Below are 19,587 nucleotides of genomic sequence, written 5' to 3'. Positions count from 1 at the left end.
GGCAAGAAGAACCAGCGCAGCCCCGAAGATCACGGCCGGGATTGCGGCGCGGAGATGGCCGATCGGCTTCGGAAGTTCGATGGCCCGATCGGCTGCCGAAACCGGGGCCGGCGTTGTAGAATCGGGTGGAACCATCGCGGTGCATCGCCGTGGGTCAGAGGAGAACCCTTGCCAGCGGCTGGCCAGGGGCGAACGTCCGATTCTGATTTTAACCCGAGGAGGGATCTGTTGGCCAACGCTGCCACCCGATCCAGCACTTCTCGCTGGGCAATCGCCGGACTCGCAGCCACCCTGCTCTTCGCGGCCTGGTGGCGTGGCCATACCTTCGCGCCGGCAGTCGAATCGCGACTTGGGGTCGCCCCCTGGCCCGTCGTGCAAGGGCAGGTCGAGCCGCTCGATTGCGACGAGGCCGCCTACGGCTACATGGCTCGGAAGCTGGTGCAAGGTGATCGTCTCTACGCGGACCTGAGCGAGAACAAGCCCCCGCTGGGTTACTGGCTGTATGCGGCCTCGGTCGCGATCGGCGGGGCGAACGAATTGGCAATCCGACTGTTGCCGATACCGCTCGTGTTGCTCACGGTTTTAATGGTCTGGTGGATCGGTTCGAGGCTCGGTGGGCCGGTCGCCGCCGCGATCTCCGCATACCTGTATGTCTTGCTGAGCACGGATCCTTATGTCTACGGCAATGGCGCGCAACTCGAGCAGGCGATCAACTGTTTCGCCCTGGCTGCATTGGCGGCCGTCCTGAAGGCGGAGCAAGCGACGAATCGCCGGCTCGCGTGGCTCGTTCTCGCGGGAATCGCGGTGGGCCTGGCAACCGCGGTGAAGCAGGTGGCGGCCCTGCACCTCCTCGTGCTCGGACTGGCGATCGTCGCGATGCCCGGCCAGGCCGATGAGGGCCGGTCCCGGTCCTTCCAACGGTTCCGATCGCTTGTTGGTTTCGTCGGCGGATTCGCGGCGGTTGCCCTGGTGCTGATCGGGACGCTCGCGGCACAAGGGGTCCTCGACGACGCCTACGACGACATCGTCCTGGCCGGTCGAGCCCTGGCGACCGATGTCGAGCCCGAGCCGAACGCGCCGTCACCCGCGATCCGATGGCTCACGGGCAATGCCGACCCCTCGGGAACCCTGCCGCCGCCCTTCGGTTCGACCAGATATCTGGTCTGGTGGGGAAGCGGTTCCTGGCCGATCTGGCTCGTGGCCGTTCCGTCCTTGCTGCAACTCGCCGTCCGCCGACCCGGTTTCGGTCGCCTGGTCCTGATCGGCTGGACGATCTCGGCGATCATTCAGGTCGTGGCGCCACGATTGTACTGGGCCCATTACTACCTGCTCCCGACTCCTGGCGTGGCGCTGGTGGTGGGGATCACCCTGGCCGACCTGATGGCCGCAAGCCGCAAGACCTGGCGATCGCGGCTCGTCATCTTTGGAATGGGAATGGCAATCTTCGGGTTCACATTGATTCAAGTCAAAGACTATCTGCTCGTTCCCGCCGAGCAATTGACGATCCGCCATAAGGGGGGAGGCCAATGGGTCCAACTCCGAACGATCGGCAAGGACCTGGGCGAGCGAACCGCCGATTGGAGCGATCCCACCCTCCTGGTCTGGGGATGGCAAAGCCCCTTGAATTTCTATTCAAACATGGACGCCCCATCGCGACACTTCTTCACGAATAATCTGATGCGGGACTATGCCGATCGTCCCCACTCGGTGGTCACACCGAAGATCACCGAGCTCATGAGCGATCTCCGCGCAAATCGGCCGGAAATCGTGATGGTGGCGTATCCTCCATTTCCCGAGCTCAAGGAGTTCCTCGAAGGCGATTACCTCCCTGCGAGCCTCTACCGGATCCCGGTCTCGCCCGATGGACGAGGGCTCTGGGTGCGCAGGGACCGCTTCGCGGAACTCAGTCGAGCGGGCTCAATGCTCGGCCAACAGGGGTGACCGTCGGGACCGGCCCCTCGACGATTCGGGCATAACGCTCGCGGAGCGTCCCCATGATCTGCTCCCAACTCTGGGAGCGGGCATACTCGCGGGCGTTTTCCGCGAGCCGATGGCGGAGGGGAGCATCTTCTGCCAGGGTCAGCAGGGCGTCGGCGAAGCGAGACGTCGGAGCATCGGGAGGGATCGCCAGGCCGGTTTCACCGTGTTGCACGATCTCCGCCGGGCCGCCATCGGCCAGGACGACCGCGGGAAGTCCCGACGCGAGCGCCTCGAGCACCACGTTGCCGAACGTCTCGGTGCGGCTGGCGAAGGCGAAGAGATCGGCGGCGGCGTAGTGATCGGCCAGTTCCTCGCCGGATCGAAATCCGACACAACGCGCCATCGTTCCCAGCCGAGCTTCCACGAGCGATCGACTCGGGCCGTCTCCCACGATGAGCAGCCGAATCCGGGCACACTCAGACGCCGATTGGCGGAGCACCTCGGCCAGGTAGTCGATGTTCTTCTCGGCGGCGAGACGCCCCACGTAAGCGATGACCACGTCGTCCGGCCCGAATCCCAACGCCTTGCGCACGGCCGCACGGCCCGGACGGTCCGGGCGAAAGAGGTCGGCGTCCACCCCCCTGGGCCAAAGCACGAGGTTCTCGAACTCGCGATCCTTCAGGGCCTCGATGCTGGAACGGGAGGGAACATACGTTTCCCGAGTGCGATTATGGAACCAGCGAAGGTACCGCCAGATCAATCCCCGGGCCCAACCGACCTGGTAGTGGTCGGAATACTGATCGAAATTGGTGTGGAAACTGGAGACGACCGGCAGGCCATCCGCCAGGGCCCGTTGCAGGACCGCCAGCCCCAGCGTCGCCTCGGTCGCGATATGGATGAGATCCGGCCGAAATGTCCCGATCGCCCGGCAAACCGCCCGATAGGGGGGGCGAGGGAGACGGACCTCGGGGTAAAACGGGACTCGGAGCGAGGGGACCCGATAGCTGCCGCAGCCATCTTCTGAGACGGAGGGCGTCCCGTAATCCGGGTGAATCAGCTGAATCGTATCGCCCGAGGCAGTCAAGACCCGCACGAGTTGAGAGAGCGTCCGGGAGACGCCATTGACTTGCGGGAAATAGGTCTCGGTGACGATCGTGATCCGCATGCCCACGCCTCGCGTAACCCTTTTATTCAGAGGACAACCCGGACGCTGGCCCGTCTCGAGCGCCTCGATTCTCGGGGCTCCGGTATCATCGCATTCCATCGAGAGGGACGCCATGCCATCCGGTCGTTTCCGGAAAAAATCTCAATTAACATGTCGGCAATGATTGATAAAGTTGGCCGTCGGCAATCGGTGACTCCGCGTGGCGTTCGAGTCGTATTCTCGTCGTCGAGGCGGAGGGGTTCCGGGGAGCGTCCCCTCGAATCGTGGGACCGCCTCGGGTGGGCCGGGCCATCAACGGCTTGCCCGCCCAGGGGTACCGTGACAGACTGGTGCCTGATCCCCCGGCCGGTCGCCTCCTGATCGGCCCTGGGCACCACTTCGATCCTTCCGATTGGGGAGCAACGATCCGTGAAGCCTAACCCCGTCAAGCGGGCGCTTCGTGAGGGGAAGCCGCAGGTCGGTACCTGGTTGTCTCTCGGAAGCACCTTCGCCGCTCGATTCCTGGCGCGTACTGGACTCCCCTGGCTGACGGTCGACCTCGAGCACACGCATACCGACATCCAGACCGCGGCCTTGATGTTCGGCGCGATCGCTGACGCGGGTTGCACTCCGCTGGCGCGTGTTTCCTGCTGTCGGCACGACCTGATCAAGTCCGTCCTCGATTGCGGGGCCATGGGGATCGTCGTCCCCATGGTCATGACTCCCGAGGAGGCCCGGGTCGCGGTGGCCGCCTGCAAGTACCCCCCCCTGGGCAATCGGTCACTCGGCGGCTCGTTGCATGCCTTGAATTACGGCACGACGGCCGATCAGTACTATTCAGGGGCCGATGAGGAAGTCCTCGTCGTCATCCAGACCGAGCACATCGAGGCCGTCGAGCGCGCCGACGAGATTTACGCCGTTCCCGGCATCGACGCGATCTTTGTGGGTCCGAACGACCTGGCTGCCTCGCTCCGAGACGCGAAAGGGGTGACTCCCACCCCGCAGCGGGTCGAGGAGGTGCTCCTCCGGATCCGAGAGGCCGCGGCTCGACATCAGGTCCCCTGCGGGATTCACGTCAAAAACCCCGAGGATGCGCAGCGTCGGATCGACGAGGGGTGGCGCTTCATCGCCGTCGGGAGCGAACTGGCCATGATGCTCCAGTATGCCACTGCGCTGGCAGATCGATTCAACCAGGGAGAGGCCGCTTCGGCCCTGGCAAACTACTGATTCCGGGCCTGGCTCGCTCGCGAGGCGTGAGCTCACCGCGACCGGTGCCCGGGCGGGCCTTTTAGAATCCGGAAGCCTGGGAGATCGGTTCTTCTCAGAACCGGACCCCATTGGGGTTCGTTTGGTCTCGGGACCGATTTTGGGTTCGTTTGGTCTCGGAATCGATCAACGCCGGGAGTGTTGCGATGGCGGTCCTCCTGATCGGTACGCTCGACACGAAGGGCCGGGAACTGGGAGTCCTTCGTGATCGGCTCCGATCGGAGGGCATCAAAGTCCTGGTCATCGACGCGGGGACGGGCGATCCCGAAGCAATCGAACCGGATATCCCCCGACATCGCGTGTTCGAGGCCGCAGGATCGTCGATCGACGAGGTGCGTCGGCATCGCGATCGGGGCCGAGCGGTGTCCGCCGCGGCTCAAGGGGCCGCTCGCCTGGTCGAACAGTTCCTTTCAGAAGGAGGCATCGAGGGGATTCTTGCGATCGGAGGATCGGCGGGGACGACCATCGGCACCACCGCGATGCGGGCCGCCCCCTTCGGGCTTCCGAAGCTGATGGTCAGTACCCTGGCGAGCGGCGAGACCCGTCCTTATGTCGGCGGCAGCGACCTCATGATGCTCCCGTCGGTCGCCGACCTCGCCGGCCTGAATCGGATCACTCGCCGGGTCCTGATCAACGCTGCCGACGCCATGATCGGCATGGTCCGGGGTCAAGCCCGTCCCCGTCCCGATTCTACGCCTTCTGAGGCTCCTCTGATCACGGCCACCATGTTCGGTGTCACGACACCGTGCGTCGATCGGGCTCGGACTCGGCTCGAAGCCCAGGGGGCCGAAGTGATCGTCTTCCACGCGACCGGGGTGGGCGGCCAGGCGATGGAAGGCTTGATCCGTGACGGGCAGGTCGACGGGGTGCTCGACCTCACCACGACCGAACTGGCCGACGAGCTGGTCGGGGGCGTTCTCTCCGCCGGGCCAGACCGGCTGACCGCCGCGGTCGACGCGTCGATCCCGCAGGTTGTCAGCGTCGGGGCGCTCGACATGGTGAACTTCGGCCCCCTGGAAACCGTTCCCGAACGCTTCAAAGGCCGAACCTTCCACGTCCACAATCCGACCGTCACCTTGATGCGGACCCTGCCCGACGAATGCAGGGCAATCGGGGAACGAATGGCTCAGGCGCTCTTCAACGCTCGCGTGGAAACGATCGTGTTGATCCCGGAACAGGGGGTGTCCGCGCTCGATGCTCCTGGACAACCCTTTCACGACCCTGAAGCAGATGCAGCCCTGTTCTCGGCGATCCGGGACGGGCTGCGTGGAGCGACTCACACGAGGGTCGAATCGCTCCCCTTGCATCTGAACGATCCCAGGTTCGCCGATGCCGCGGTGGCTCGACTCTCGGACGCAAATACGAGGTACCGATCCAGTGACTCGTCAGAGCATCCTTGACCGCTTCCGGCAGAAGGTTGCCGAGGGGCGGCCCATCATCGGGGGGGGGGCCGGCACCGGTCTGAGCGCCAAGTGTGCCGAGGCGGGCGGAATCGACCTGATCATCCTCTACAACTCGGGCCGATTTCGGATGGCCGGGCGTGGGAGCCTTGCCGGACTGATGCCCTACGGCGACGCCAACGCCATCGTCATGGAGATGGCACGCGAGGTCTTGCCGGTGATCGATCACACGCCGGTCCTCGCGGGAGTCTGTGGGACCGACCCCTTCCGGATCATGGACCGGTTTCTCAAGGAGATCCGAGACGCCGGTTTCGCCGGGGTGCAGAATTTCCCCACCGTCGGATTGATCGACGGCCAGTTCCGGAGAGGGCTTGAGGAGACCGGCATGGGCTACGACAAGGAGGTCGACATGATCGCTCGGGCCCATCAGCTCGGCCTCCTGACTTGTCCTTATGTGCACAATCAGGACGAGGCCTCCGCGATGGCGAGCGCAGGGGCGGACGTGGTGGTCGCTCACGTCGGGCTGACCACGAAGGGGATGATCGGGGCGCAATCCGCTTTGGGCATCGACGAGGCGATCGGGCGCGTTCAAGCGATGGCCGACGCAGCCCACGCGAGACGGCCCGATGTCCTGGTCCTGTGCCACGGCGGGCCGATCGCCGAGCCTGCCGACGCGGCCGAAGTGCTGGCACGGACCCGAGGTGTCGTGGGCTTCTTCGGAGCAAGCAGCATCGAGCGGCTCCCGACGGAACCGGCGATCGTCGATCAGGTTCGGGCCTTCTCGGCGTTGCGATTGCCCGAGTCGTGAGCCGAGAGGACCGGCGGCTCTTGTTGGAGAAAGTCAGGACGCATCGCCGTCGTCAGCGGTCGGGCTGGGGCGGCCCCGGACCAGGGTTCGCGTCTGCCCTTCCTGCACCACCTCCCCCCGCTGGTTGAGAACCTGGCGGTTCCAGGTCACGACGCCTCGACGCCCTTTCGCGCGAGGTTCAAGCGACTCGACGCGGGTGATGACCCGGATTGTGTCGCCAATCGCGATCGGATTCCGAAACGACCAGGAGACGATCTCCAGGAATGCCATCGTCTCGACTCGGGGTGCGGTCGTCCCGAGCCCGCTGGCGATCGCCAGTCCGAGCAACCCATGAGCAACCGGCTGCCCGAACGGCCCCGTTCGGGCCGCTTCGTGGTCGACATGGAGCGCATTGAAATCGCCCGAGAGCCCTGCGAATAGCGAGATTTCCGCCTGAGTCACCGTTCGGGAGACACTCTCCCAGGACTCTCCAACACGCAAATCCTGGAAGTACAACACCTGGGGGACGTGGACGTTCACGGATTTCAAGCTCTTGGGTTTCGGCGGATCGGGCTCCAGGCGCCGTCCTCTCACCGCCGGGGGTGGGGACGCTCACGGTAGCGAGGCCTGGGATGAACGTCCAGCGACGGCCGATGACGGCCTATCTGGGCGCGTGATGAACGGTCGAACTCGAAGAATTCTGTCGAACGTCTCTTTGGCACGAGGATTGTACCGTGGTACGATCCTTCTTTGCAGCCTCGACTCAATCTCGTGACGAGCGACGGCGACCGACGAAGGGAGCTCATCGCAATGAAGGTGCTCATCGCCGATGATGATCGGAAGGTGGGGGCAAGCCTCCAGCAGATTCTGAGCAGAATGGGATATAGCGTCGCCGCGGTCGCAGAAGATGGCCAGCGTGCGATCGAGATGTGCCGCCGTACCTTGCCAGATGTGGCGATTCTCGACATCGAAATGCCCGGCCTTGACGGACTTTCCGCGGCTCGCCAGATTGCCCAGGACCCCGGAACACCCGTCATCATCCTGACCGCACACGGTCAGCCCGAGCTGGTCGAGGCTGCGATCCAGGAAGGGGCCATCCAGTATTTGCTGAAGCCGGTGACCGGCCCTGCCCTCAATGCTGCCATCCAAATGGCGGTCGCCAAGGCCCGGGAGCTCGATCAATACAAGAAACGGAGCGAAGAGCTGGAGGCGACCCTCCGCGACCGGAAGATGATCGAAAAGGCCAAGGGAATCATCATGTCTCGCAAGAACCTGACGGAGGCCGAGGCCTTCCGATTCCTGCAGCGCGAGAGTCAGGATCGCCGCATCGCCATGGCCAAGCTCGCCGAAACGATCGTCCATGCGCATGAATTGATTTGATCGCCCGATGATTCCGCCGAGCGGTCGGCCCGAAAGTCGTGATGCTCGACCCCGCGATGGTTGACACGACGGTCGGACCGACTGTAGCCTGACCATCGCAAGGGATCGAGGATTCCCGTCCGAGTGCTCACCGCTTGCCCCCCGTCGGACAACGTGAACCCCCACGTCCTGGGTGTTCCTCGAACGCGTCGCTGAGTCGCGATACCCGATCGATCCGCCCTCCCAGGCAATTGTTATGCATGGATGTGCTGACCCCGCCCCCTTGGATTTCGGAGGGGCCTTCAGGACGGTTCATGATGTTCCCGAGTTACGCGAGGTTCTTGCGGCGATCGGCGAACACCTCGAAAAACCCCTGATTGAGATTCGCAACGCGGTCGAGTCGCTCGGCCTCGACTCGACCGTGCCGGAGAGCGTCCAGCCCCACCTGGCCACCGCGGCGAGCATGTGTGATGACGTTGCGGTCCTGACCCAGCGCTATCTCGACTACCTCGAACAGGTGCAGGCGCTCCCCTCGCCGCGCTTCGAGGCCGTCCGGCCCGACGAACTGTTGATCGAGATCGACCGGCAAGTCATGCCCGAGGCGTTCGGGCGAGGCGTCGCCTGGAACTGCACGCTCGAAGGAGCGATCCGGCCGATCGTCACGGACCGCATGCTCTGCCTGGAGGCCTTGCTCGAATGGGCCGCCCTGGCGGTCGGATCGGCGAAGCCCGGCGACTCCGTGTCGTTGATCCTGACGTCCGAATCCTCGAAGGACCCCAAGATCAGCCGCCTCTCGATGTCCTCGACCTCCGAGGAATTGATCACGAACCTCACGAGTCTTCGCGAGGATCCCCTCTTCAGTCGGCTCGTCTGCCTGGAAGAAGTCGGGACCGACCCCGGTTCCCGGATTGCCTTGAGTCTGGAACGACTCGAAATGCTTGGGGCGAAACTCCGCGTCCAGGCATCGCCAAGAGGACTGATCCGCGCCGCGGAGTTCGTGTTTCCGGAAGCCCCTGTTCGTTCCCGGGACGAGCCGTTCGACGCCCGCGCCGATCGGTCACCCGAATGACCGTGACCGCCTATGAGCGGCGCTGGTTGCTGTAACTCATCCGCAGTACGGTTCCCTGGCCAGGCTTGCTGCGGATGGAGAGCGTGCCCCCGTGCCGTCGCCAAATGCTGTTGGCCAGACAAAGCCCGATCCCCAGGCGGCCGGGTTTCGTCGAGAAAAACGGGTCGAGCGCCTGCTCCTGGATCATCGCATCCATGCCGAGACCATTGTCCTCGATGATCAGGCTTGTCCACTCGGGCTCCTCGAACTGAGATCGGACCGAAATCTGGCCGCCCGTCGGGCGGAGTGCCTCGATCGCGTTCAGGAGCAGATACGCGAACATGGATCGTAGCTGGGCAGGATCTCCGGGGAGGGTCGCGACCGACTGACACTCGCAGACCCAGGAAACCTCCGGATAGGACGGCGAGAACTCGGACATGACTTCCCGGAGGATCTGGACCGGATCGACCGGCTGCTCCAGGGGCTGCGTCGAAGGACGAGTGAAATCGATCAGCCGACGGGCAACCCCCGAGGCCTTGACCGAGACGTTCACGATCACGTCCACCGTCTCCGCAAGCTCGGGATCCGCGTGTGAGTCCGAAGGGCTGGGGAGCTTCAGGATCTCGGCATTGCTCACAACCGCGCTGAATGCGTTGATGAGATGGTGGCCCACGCTCGACGCGAGGTGCGCGAGCTGGCGTTCACGATCGGGTCCATAGGGTGTCGGTATATTCTCTCGCATGGACCGAAGCATAATCGAACGTGAGTTCAGTTTCCAGCGACCGGAGGCTCCTCGTCGCCCAAGTTGCGGATCAGGCGAGCGTCGATCCAGGCGGCGTAATCACGAATGCCGCCCCCCTGCCCGAACTCGGTCGCAAGAATCAGGAACTGCCCCCCCGACACGTCGACATCGACCGCGATGGGATCGACGCCTGAGGTCACCGGTGGCGACGCATAACGCTCCTCGCCATCCACGAGGACGCGAAACACGACGTTCCCCAGCGGCCCGGCCAGGTCATCCAGGGCGATTCGGGCCTGGAAGCGTTGATCACTCGGCTGCAGCGGAAATGCCAGCAGGGATCGGCTTTGCGTCCCGAGCCCCCGGACGTAATGTCGGCCGTTGACGGTAATCGGGTCGCCGAAGACCGATCGATTGCTCTGGACGGGGCGGGCCGGGCCCACGTAGGGAACGGAGACCTCCCGGGCCGCTTCCTGGCCCGAGAGGTAGACGATCCGATCGTTCAACGCGTAGCAGGTGGCGATCCGGTCGATCGGAGCATCGATCTCGACGCCGAAGAGCGTCGTTCCCTTCAATCGACCGGCCTGGAGGGTCGGGTCGACCAATCGAAGCCGGCTCGCGTCGGTAAACAGGAAATCGAATGAACGATCCGGCACCTCGGGGACCTGGAGCAATCCCGGGTCGAGTCCCACCGCCTGGACCATTTCCTTGGGCAGTTTTTGCAAGCGATTGGCATCCAGGTAACTCACGTCCGACTCACCAAGTGCCGAGAACGTCACATCGCGCGCATCGCCATTGACCAGGAAGATGCGGTCGGATGCGAGTGTCGTGTCTCGAAGACTCTCGGCCGTGGCTGCCTCTGCCTGAGGATTGGGGGCGGGCAGGACGGAAAACCCCAGGATGCCCTCGAGCGGAATGGTCAATTCGCCAAAAACGGCCGACCTTAGCGCGAGGTCGCGTTCGTCGGCCTCATCAAGCTGTCCTCGGATCTGGTCGCCGAGCGGAAGGATGACCAGCGGGGCATCCGGGACCGATTGCGTCGGGACGGACCGCGACCTGGTCAGCTTGACCAGATCCTCGCCCGGGAGGATGTGGTCACGTCCCTCCTCGTCGACCAATGCCAGTTGGCCATCGGGGGCCATCGAGCGAATCCGACCCGTGATGATCGTGCCGTCGCCCAGGAGGGCATCGAAGATCGGGTCCGAGGGGAGCGGGTCGGGCGCGTCCTGCCGGGCCTCGGCGAGCCCGGCGGTTCCCAGCCAGCCTCCGATCGAGAGTATCAGCAACAGGATCGAGGGTCGGGTCGCGATCGTCATGGTCACGGTCATGCCTTTGGCAACGATCTCGCGATGCGATCGCGGCAGAGAATCGCGCGATCGACGAGATGCACGATGCGGAGGGGAGCATCTCCTACCGCTGGAAAATCGGCAGGCAACTGAACGGGAGCTGGAGGATGATGAGGGCCATGGCCGTCCCATAAGCCGGGCCGAACCCATCAGACCAGGACCCATCGGGTTCCTGGTCATTGAGCAGTTCGTCCCGGATGGCGGGGTACCATCGGTTCCAGTCGTCGCCCCCCCGGATCCACATGGCCTGGGCGGCATAGTAATGGCCGTAGAAGTAGTGGGGGAGCCGGCGGAGGAAGCGGTCATCGGGGCGGTGCTGCTTGAGATACTCGATCCCGTCGTCGACCGCCTGATCGTTGTAAACGGCGGCACTGTAGAGCGCGACGACTCCCGCGGCCGATCGAGGGAAGGCGCTGGAACCACCCCTCAACATGTAACGGAAGCCGCCATCGGGGTTCTGCGCCTGATTGACGTAGTCGATGCACTCCTCGACCGTCTCCTTGGGCACGAAGAGGCCGGCGTTCCGGGCGGCGCGCAGGGCGTTGATCTGACAGATCGTCACGGACAAGTCCGCGTCGTCCGGGACCGGCTGGTAGCGCCACCCTCCTTCGTCATTCTGCGTATCGATGATGAGGCGGACCGCCCGCTCCAGGATCGGTCTCAGTTCCGATCGGCGCGACATGCCGTAGGCTTCGGCCAGGAAGAGGGTGGCGAACCCGTGGCCATACATGGGATTGTTCGAGGGCGGCGGGCTGGAGACGAACCCGGACGCATCGGCACACGACATGACATAGCCGAGGGCCTCGTCGATGTTCCGGCCGTAGGGGCCTCTCCCGGGCGATGAGCCATTACCCATGAAGGCCAGGCCCGCAAGGCTCGAAATGGCAGCCCGATACGAACCGCTGCCGTAAGAGCCGTCGGGAGCCTGGTTCGCGGCGAGCCAGGAAAGCCCGTCATCGATCGCCCGAATCGTCCGGTCATCGACCAGCGCGGCCGAACCCTCGGGCACCTCACCGGTTCGGCCCTCCCGGAATCCCGTCTCCTGACGGCCGGAGACCGACGAGAGCGGGCCCGCGACCGATGCCCCGAACCCGAGCAAGGCGAGTCGAGCGAACCGCCGGCGCGACAACGACGTCGATCGCTCTGAGGGGTGATGACCCATGGTCGAGACTCCAATATCACGCGAGGTCACGGGACCTTCGGGTGAATCACCGTTCCACGCCCTTCTTCGCCACCGACAGGAAATAACGCTCGATCAATTCGCGGCGCTGGTCAAGCGGCATCATCCGGCTCACGTTGCCCATGACCTCCCGGAGCGATTCCTGGAGGTGGCCCCAGGAGTCCTTGGCGTTGACCAGCGCGGGATTCTGCTCGGGAGTTTTCGGAGGGGCACCGGTCTGCTCGCCGTTATTCTCGCCGTTCTGGTCTTGCCCCTGGTCCTGGGGCTGTTGCCCGGCCATCTCGGTTTGTTGCTGCTGCTGTTGCTGTTGTTGTTGCTGCTGCTGTCGAATGCGGCGGAGCAACTCGTCGAAATCACGGACGATCTGCTCCTGCTGTTCCCGGGTCTGGTCACCGGTGTCGAGTTCCGAGAGGCGTTTCTCGACCTCCCGCATCTTCTCCATGGTTTCCGAGAGCGGACCGCCTTCCTCGGAGGACTGCTGCCGCTGGTCGTCTTGCTTGGGCGGGTCGATGCGGCCGAGGAGGCGCCTGAGGTAATCATCGAAGGCTTGTTCTTCGCGATCAAGGTCGTCGCGGGCGTCGTCGCGGAGCTGGTCGGGACGCTCGGGCATGACGTCGAGCCCCAGGTCGGAGGGAGCCTGGCCGGCGGCATCGGGCCGATCGGACCGGGGACCGATCAGGCCTTCGAGGAGCTTGTCGACATCGGCCTCGGCGTCTCCCAGCGGGGTCGATGAGGGTTTCTCGGAGTCGCCCCGGGAGGGTTTCTCCGCCGGTTTCTCGCCCTCGGACGGCTTGGTTCCTTGCTGGATTTCGTCCAGCAGGCGATCGAGCGCGTCGTCCTGGGCGGAGGCCGTCAGGCCGATCCCGAGGACCAGGGCCAGCGTCGGGATCGAACATCGCATCGCGGGCATGAGTTAGTCCTCCAGACCGTCGGGTCGTCGGGGCCGAATGAGGTCTCGAAGCAGGTCGGCAATGGTGTGTTGGTCTTCTTCCAGGCGGACGAACTCCTGCTCCTGGGCTTCAGACAGGGGTTCGTCCTGCCGCTTCAGTTCGTCCAGCTCCTGGGTACGAAGATTGATATCCTCTTGCATCGCCTTGAGCATGCGGATCTGGGCCTCGGCGGGGATGCCGTCCCCCTGCCCTGCCTGGCCCTGGCCGCCTTGCATCGGGCGTCCCTCACCCTCCTGGCCGTTCTGAGGGTCATCGTCATCGCCGTCCTCGCCGGCAGGATTGAGCGATGCGACCAGGCGATCGAGCCAGCGAATGGCCTCTTCCTCGGCCCGTTGGGTCTCGACCCCCGTCTCGATCTCGGCGAGTTGGTCCGCCGCCTCGACCATCCGGGCCATGGCTCGTTCCAGGGAAAGCTTGAAGACCGGGGCACCATCGAGTCGCTCGGCCAGGGACGCGGTCTCATCCTTCAGGCCGGCCTGAGCACGCCCGAGGTTGCGGACATCGAAGCTGTCGGCCCGGGAGAGGCGCCCACCCCCGGCCTTTCGGCGGGCCTCGAACGCCTCGGTCTCCTCGAGCAGTCGCTTCTGCCGATCATTGTACGCGCGGAGCTGGTCCCGGATCTTCGCAAATTGCTCCATCAAGAGCCGATCCTCGGCCTCCTGAATGGCCTGATCGGTGTCGGCGATGGCCTGTTCGAGGTCTTTGAGGGCCTCTTCCTCGTCTCGGATCGCGGCTTCGCCCTCCCCTTCGTCGAGGTTCTGGCCGGCGTTCCCCATCCGGGACGCGGCCCGTGATCCGGCTCGGGCGGCCTGATCGGCCCGCAGTTTCCTGAGTTTCTGCAACTGACGACGCAGCTCCTGTTCCAGTTGCTCTTGCTCCTTGGCGAGTTCCTGGAGTCGGGCACGATCGCCTTCACCCTGATCCCCTTCTCCGGCTTGCTCTCCTCCCTGGGGCTGCTCGCCGCCCGGCTGCTGTTGACCGCCCTGGGGCTGGCCCCCCTGCTCTCCCTTCGCGCCCTGTGCCTGGCGGGTCCGTTCCAGCAAATCACGCTGCTGGCGCTGTGCCTGTGCGAGTTCCGATCGGGTTTCCTGGAGTTGCTTGAGCAGTCGTTCCAGGTCGTTCTCCCGGCGGTTTTTCAGGGTGTCGACGAGATCCTGCATGGCCTCCCGGGCCTTGTCCTGCGTCTGGCCCGCCGGCCCCATCTGATTCCGGTCGATCTGATTTGCGGCCTGGCCGAGCTCGGAGGTGGTGGCCTCGCGTTGAATCTGTTGAAGGGCGTCCTTCAACGCCTCCGCCGCGAGGGGATCCGTCTCGGCCAACCCCTCGGTCAACTCGCTCATCCGATTGGTCAGATCTTGCAACTCTTTAGAAACGTCACGCTGGCGATCGGCCAGATTCTGGAGATCGGCCTTTTGTTCGGCGTTCAGCTGGTCGGGGGTCTTGCCCATCAGGCCGGGGTCCGTCGCCCGCTGCTCGGTCTCCTTTTTGACGGCGTCCTGATTGTTCAGCAGTTGCTCGGCCTCGCGAGTCACCCCTCGGAGCGTCTCGAATTCGCTCAGGCCCTGAAGCATCGCTTCGAGTTCCCTGGCGATCGCCTGCTGACTCTGGCGCGATTCGTCGAGAGACTGGCGTGATCCGGCCGTCGCCGGATCGCCCTCGGGAGAGGGCTGGGCGTCACCTTCCGTCGAGGGGTTCGGCGAGGGCTCCTCGCCGGGCGGGGATTGTTCGGTCGGCTCCGCCGGGGGTTGTGAAGGTCGCGCCTCGGCCGCACCCTCAGGGGACTGGCCGGGATCCGCCCCTTCAGGGGCCGCATCACGAGGTTCCGCACCCGAGGGATTGCCGCGATTCTGCGCATCGAACTGGGGTTCCAGTTCGCGGATCGCCCGGGATAATCCCTGCTCCGCCGGCCGGAGGTGCTCGGCCCTGATGCGATCGACGGCCGCTTTCATCTGCTCCATCTGGTCGGTGACTTCGGGGTCGGGCATCCGAGCATTGTCCATGTCATCCAGGAAGCGCTGGATGCGATCGCCGAGCCCATTCCCGGATTCGTCGAGCCGACCGCCGACCTGGCGCTGCATGACGGACGCTTCTCGGAGCCGATCGCCGGTTTCTTGCTCAACCTGGCCGGCGGTGTCGAGTTCGTTGATCGCCTCTCGGACCGGCGGCATGGCCAGTTTCTGCATCTCGAAGATGCGTTCGATCTCTTCTCGGAGCTCGCGCCTGCGGTCATCGAGTTGCCCGCGATACTCGTCCTCGGAGATGACCCGAATTCGCACCGATCGGCTCCGGGTCAGATGAGGGCCGGCGTCATCGGCGCTGCTGAAGAAGTCTCGGGCCTCGCCGGTCACCGTGATGATTGAACCCGGGGTCACGTTGAGCGGTGCGAGTTCCAGCCGATGTTCGACTTCCTGGGCGAGCGAACGGCCGCCATCGATCTCGGCCTCCGCCGACCAGAGGGGGACCACGTGATCTTCCGCCTCGGCGGAATCGGGCTTGGTCACCGTGTAAAGCAGGCGGATCAGCTGCAGCCCGAAGTCGTCTTCGGCCCGAATCCGGAGTGGGACGGTCGCGGAGGCCGGCACCGAGACGTCGAACTGGGGCTCGACGATCAGGGCGAGCGGGGGGGTGTCGACAACCGTCCGCAATTCGTATCGGGTCGCCTCGGGGTTGGAGAAACCGTCCCGATCCCGGAGCGAGAACCAGTACGAGCCCGCCCCCTGGGCGTCGATCGACGCCAGAAGCCGCGCCCCATCCTCCTCGATCGAAACCGGGATGTCGGTCGACTCATCATGGACCATCAAGCTCGCGGCCTGGATGGGCTTGTTCGCCCGAGCGTTGAACCGGACGACCGAGCCTTGTAGTGCCCGGATCTGGGTCTGATCGGAGGCGAGCGTCTCGATGTTCGCCTCACGCTCCTCGTCGCTGGCGAAGGGCCGAGTGTAGGCGGGGGGGACGAGCTGGACCTGGACCTCGTCGAGCGAAGGCGGGGGCACGACGTCCACCTCCAACCAGTCGGTCGTGTCGTCTCCCGCGGCGACGTAGAAGCGGAACGACTGGTTGACCGAGTCGAGTCGGCCGTGGAACGTCCCCCGATCGTCCGGCCGAAGGGCCGAGTCGATCGTCTCGCCGTCCTCGAAGCGGTAGATGATCCGAGCCGATCCGGGCGGACGGCCCCTCAAGGCACCGTCGAACAGCTTCAGCGGCGGGGCGACGTGGCTCAGGACCTCGAACCAGGATCGGGGGGGGACCACCGGCAATTCTCGGCCGAGGCCGGCCTGAGCGGTGAGCTCGAAGGGCATGCCCCGAGCGAGCCTGGTCGGAGACTCGGCGATCTCCAGCTCCGTGCGCTTCGGCCAGGCAACCTCATCGAGGAAGAACCGCCGGGCGGCGATCGCCTGGAATTCCGGCGCGACGACCGATTCGAGCAGGAGCACCGCCACGACCCACCCCGCCATCGTCGCGGCGAGCCGGACCGGCCTCGGGTCGAGAATGCTCCGGAAATCCAGCGCTTCGATCTCGCGCATCGCTTGCGCGATGGTGAGTTCCCTCAGCGCCTCGGAGCCGTACCGACCGTCGGCGACGTCCGAGGCCCCTCGGGCCCTGAGGAACTCGATGGTGCTCGAGAGACGGTCATTGAGGTGAGGCCATCGACGCTCGATCAACAACGCGAGCCGAAGATCGTCGAATGGGATGAGCAGCGGCCGGACCAGTTCTTGCCAGGCGACCAGGGCGACGACGCTCCCCGCGAGGGCCAGGACCACGGCGCGGACGTTCCAGGTGAGCGGGACGAACCAGTCGATCCAGGTGACGGTGATGAAGGCCATCACCGCGGCGAAGATCGTCCAGCAGAGGCCTCGCAGGACAAGGACCCGGCGCAGGCGGCCTCGGAGTCCGGCGATCCGGTGATCGAGTGGTTCCATCATCGCGCCGCTCCTCTGACGTGGGAAAAGATCCGAATCGGGATTCCTGGGCCGCGTCGAGCCGTACTCATATCATTTGTTTGCGCTTACGCAAGACCCATTCCGTGGTCAACAGCCCGAGGAACAACGAGAGCACTCGCCAGTCGTTCCAGAGCGGGATCGGCGGGTCCGTGTCGAGTGGAATTTTACGGGCGGGGGGCAGGTCGTCGAGGAGATTCTCGGCCTCAAGAATCGAACGATATTCCCCGCCCGAGAGGGAGGCGGCCCGGACAAGCTCGGCCTTGTTGAGCTGGACCCGATCGCGTTCGTCGGCCGGCGGCTCGATTCGGAACTCGGCGGTCGGGATTTCCCCTTCCAGGACCGGCGGGGGAAGCAACCGCACGCGATAGTCGCCGGGGACCGGATTGGACAGGATTCCTTCGAAGGAATCGGCCGCGTCGCCGGTCGATCGCAGGACCAGGCGCTCCGGCGGGCGATCGCCGCGCTCCACCTCGACCGAGACTTCTCCCGACCGGGGGGCCAGCCCGGCGCTCAGGAATCGGGCGCGAACCAGGACGGGCTGATCGGATTGATACGTCGACCGGTCGGTCGCCAGCTCCGCGGGGCGGTCTCGACTCAGGCGAGAGCGGGCCATGAAGCGGATCATCTGGACCCAGAAGCGGCCGAAGTAGCGGTCGGCGGTGCCGATCCGCCAGCGCCACGTGTCGTCGAGCCCAAGGTAGAGGGCCTTCCCCGCCCCCACAAATTGATAGGCCACCAGCGGGACGGGGCCGTCAGCCCCCTCGGCCGAGGGGTGCTCGGCCAGCACGAAGGCGGCGGGTTGCTTCCGGGGGGATTCGAGGAACCAGTAATGCAACGGGAGGTTCTCCCAGACCTCCGCACTCACGGCCTCCTCGTCCGCGAGCCGGAAGATGGGACTCGCCCGGCCTTCCGCGGTGAGGTTCATCCGGAAAGGCTGGATCCCCTCTCCCCCTTGAAAGGCGTTGCGCGCCCCCGTGAGCTGCACGGGGATCAACGGCTCCAGCGGCGTCCCCTGGTACGAGATCGGATTGAAAAACTCGCCCGAGGCGAACACGAGCCCGCCCCCCTCCTCGGTCACGAAGTCGGCGAGCAGTTGGAGCTGCGAGGCGCTGAAATAAAGCGGGTCCGCGTCGCCGAGGATGACCACGTCGTAGCGGAAAAGCCCATCGTCCCCTTCCGCCGCGGTGGGAAAGTTGGGCAATGCGACAATATCCTGGGCGCTGTATTCGGGATCTGCGGTCTGCAACACCACCCGGAGATCGATCGATTCCGGCCGGCGCTCCAGGAATGTCTTCAGGTAGCGATACTCGTACCTCGGCTGGCCATCCACCAGCAGGACGTTGATCTTGTCCTCTCGGACCGCGATGGTCCGCCGCAGCCGGTTGTTCTCGACACCGTCTTCGCGGGGTTGTGCCTCGGCAACGATGACGTAATCGAACCGGCCGGTCTCCTGGGGGCGATGGACGATCTCGAAGGGCACCGCCTGGCCATCGGGGGGGGCCGGGACCTGGACCGAGGCGACCTCCCGGCCGGCGGAGAGGGCGTCTTCCCCCGAGTCGGGCGGGGTCTCGAACAGTCGGATGGTGATCGGGACACCCTCGAACCCTCGCGACGACAGCTTGGCGTCGAACCGAACGGCATCCTCCACGAAGACGACGTCGTCGACGACCAGATCCGACAGGGCGATGTCTCTCGGAGGGGTGTCGTCCCCGACGCCGATCGTATAGAGCGGGACCCCTTTCCTGGCCGCGAGCGAAGCGACATCGGAGAGGGACTCGCCTCGGGTCGACTGGCCATCGGTCAGGATCACGATCGCCGTGGGAGGGGCCCCCCGAAGCTCGGTGAGGACTTGCCGGACCCCCGTGCCCAGGAGCGACTGCTCTCCGGTCGGCTGGACCCCGTCGAGGGCCGTCAGGGCGGGGACGACGTCCTCGGGGTCATCCACCTCGGCCAGCTCGCGAGCAGACCCGGCGATCAGGTAGAGCCGGACCCGATGCTGCTCCTGCAGCGTCTCGAGCAGCGCCCCCTCCTCGCGGCCGAGCCAGGATCGGGCCAGGGCAAATCGGCTGGCGTCCGCCTGCTCGGATTCCGCGGCGAGTTGCGTCGCGCGCTCGACCGTCTCGGGGTCGGCATACTGGTCTTCACGGGCCATGCTCGCCGAATCGTCGGCCATGATCACCAGGTAGGGCAGGTCGACCCGCTCGACCACCAGCACCGCCTCGGCGATCAGGAACATGGTGAGCAGGAGCAATCCGATCCGCAGGCCGGCCAGGCCGAGTCGGTACGCGAGCGAGCCGCCGCGCTCGCTGAGGTAGAGCCGGAGGATCAGGAAGGAGCCGGCCAGCAAGACCAGCAACAAGAGGCCCTGCGACCAGGGACGCTCGAAGCGGAGAAAGGGGGTCAGCTCCTCACCGGGAGCGGCCGGAGAGGCACCCATCTGGAGCGCCAGGTTGCGGAGCAGCGATTCCATCGTCCCTTTGCCTTCCTTCGGCGCGTTGCGTCGCGGT

14 protein-coding genes are annotated in these 19,587 nt (G+C 65.2%); 6 read left to right on the top strand and 8 right to left on the bottom strand.

What is annotated here, in order from left to right; genetic code table 11:
- The first annotated feature begins 228 nt into the window (after positions 1–228).
- The gene (locus tag AB1L88_RS08535; RefSeq protein WP_367096220.1) at positions 229–1,941 is read left to right on the top strand and encodes a phospholipid carrier-dependent glycosyltransferase; all 1,713 of its coding nucleotides are present in this window, start codon (positions 229–231) and stop codon (positions 1,939–1,941) included.
- Here the strand turns inward: AB1L88_RS08535 and AB1L88_RS08530 are convergent.
- On the bottom strand, positions 1,904–3,085 hold the full coding sequence (locus AB1L88_RS08530; protein ID WP_367096219.1) for a glycosyltransferase family 1 protein: 1,182 nt from the start codon (positions 3,083–3,085) through the stop codon (positions 1,904–1,906). The genes AB1L88_RS08535 and AB1L88_RS08530 overlap by 38 nt on opposite strands.
- A 408-nt stretch (positions 3,086–3,493) precedes the next feature.
- Here AB1L88_RS08530 and AB1L88_RS08525 point away from each other — a divergent pair, with 408 nt between their 5' ends.
- The 3 genes from AB1L88_RS08525 (at position 3,494) to AB1L88_RS08515 (ending at position 6,538) form a co-directional block, all read left to right on the top strand.
- Complete coding sequence (locus AB1L88_RS08525) at positions 3,494–4,291, top strand: aldolase/citrate lyase family protein (protein ID WP_367096218.1); 798 nt, start codon at positions 3,494–3,496, stop codon at positions 4,289–4,291.
- Between the two features lie 185 nt (positions 4,292–4,476).
- On the top strand, positions 4,477–5,730 hold the full coding sequence (locus AB1L88_RS08520) for a Tm-1-like ATP-binding domain-containing protein (RefSeq protein WP_367096217.1): 1,254 nt from the start codon (positions 4,477–4,479) through the stop codon (positions 5,728–5,730).
- The gene (locus AB1L88_RS08515; protein WP_367096216.1) at positions 5,660–6,538 is read left to right on the top strand and encodes a phosphoenolpyruvate hydrolase family protein; all 879 of its coding nucleotides are present in this window, start codon (positions 5,660–5,662) and stop codon (positions 6,536–6,538) included. The genes AB1L88_RS08520 and AB1L88_RS08515 overlap by 71 nt, the downstream gene beginning before the upstream one ends.
- Before the next feature lie 33 nt (positions 6,539–6,571).
- Here AB1L88_RS08515 and AB1L88_RS08510 read toward each other — a convergent pair whose 3' ends face one another.
- A complete protein-coding gene (locus AB1L88_RS08510; RefSeq protein WP_367096215.1) occupies positions 6,572–7,057 on the bottom strand; it encodes a MaoC/PaaZ C-terminal domain-containing protein in 486 nt (161 codons plus the stop codon).
- A 270-nt stretch (positions 7,058–7,327) separates the two neighbouring features.
- Here AB1L88_RS08510 and AB1L88_RS08505 point away from each other — a divergent pair, with 270 nt between their 5' ends.
- On the top strand, positions 7,328–7,897 hold the full coding sequence (locus AB1L88_RS08505; RefSeq protein WP_152050158.1) for a response regulator: 570 nt from the start codon (positions 7,328–7,330) through the stop codon (positions 7,895–7,897).
- Between the two features lie 262 nt (positions 7,898–8,159).
- The gene (locus AB1L88_RS08500; protein WP_367096214.1) at positions 8,160–8,945 is read left to right on the top strand and encodes a hypothetical protein; all 786 of its coding nucleotides are present in this window, start codon (positions 8,160–8,162) and stop codon (positions 8,943–8,945) included.
- 10 nt (positions 8,946–8,955) lie between these two features.
- Here AB1L88_RS08500 and AB1L88_RS08495 read toward each other — a convergent pair whose 3' ends face one another.
- The 6 genes from AB1L88_RS08495 to AB1L88_RS08470 all read right to left on the bottom strand — a co-directional run bounded on the left by AB1L88_RS08495 (position 8,956) and on the right by AB1L88_RS08470 (position 19,550).
- Positions 8,956–9,666 carry a HAMP domain-containing sensor histidine kinase gene (locus AB1L88_RS08495; RefSeq protein ID WP_367096213.1) on the bottom strand — a complete coding sequence of 237 codons (711 nt, stop codon included), beginning with the start codon at positions 9,664–9,666 and terminating at the stop codon, positions 8,956–8,958.
- A gap of 26 nt (positions 9,667–9,692) precedes the next feature.
- The gene (locus tag AB1L88_RS08490) at positions 9,693–10,979 is read right to left on the bottom strand and encodes an NPCBM/NEW2 domain-containing protein (RefSeq protein WP_367096212.1); all 1,287 of its coding nucleotides are present in this window, start codon (positions 10,977–10,979) and stop codon (positions 9,693–9,695) included.
- Between the two features lie 94 nt (positions 10,980–11,073).
- A complete protein-coding gene (locus tag AB1L88_RS08485) occupies positions 11,074–12,018 on the bottom strand; it encodes a prenyltransferase/squalene oxidase repeat-containing protein (protein ID WP_367096211.1) in 945 nt (314 codons plus the stop codon).
- A gap of 199 nt (positions 12,019–12,217) precedes the next feature.
- A complete protein-coding gene (locus AB1L88_RS08480) occupies positions 12,218–13,099 on the bottom strand; it encodes a hypothetical protein (protein ID WP_367096210.1) in 882 nt (293 codons plus the stop codon).
- Between the two features lie 3 nt (positions 13,100–13,102).
- A complete protein-coding gene (locus AB1L88_RS08475; RefSeq protein ID WP_367096209.1) occupies positions 13,103–17,062 on the bottom strand; it encodes a DUF4175 family protein in 3,960 nt (1,319 codons plus the stop codon).
- A gap of 64 nt (positions 17,063–17,126) precedes the next feature.
- The gene (locus AB1L88_RS08470; protein WP_367096208.1) at positions 17,127–19,550 is read right to left on the bottom strand and encodes a VWA domain-containing protein; all 2,424 of its coding nucleotides are present in this window, start codon (positions 19,548–19,550) and stop codon (positions 17,127–17,129) included.
- Positions 19,551–19,587 lie beyond the last annotated feature (37 nt).

The sequence above is a fragment of the Tautonia sp. JC769 genome (assembly GCF_040717455.1).
Taxonomy (GTDB): Bacteria; Planctomycetota; Planctomycetia; order Isosphaerales; family Isosphaeraceae; genus Tautonia.
The sequence above is the reverse complement of the archived record's forward strand: the minus strand, read 5'-3'. Positions and strand labels throughout refer to the sequence as shown.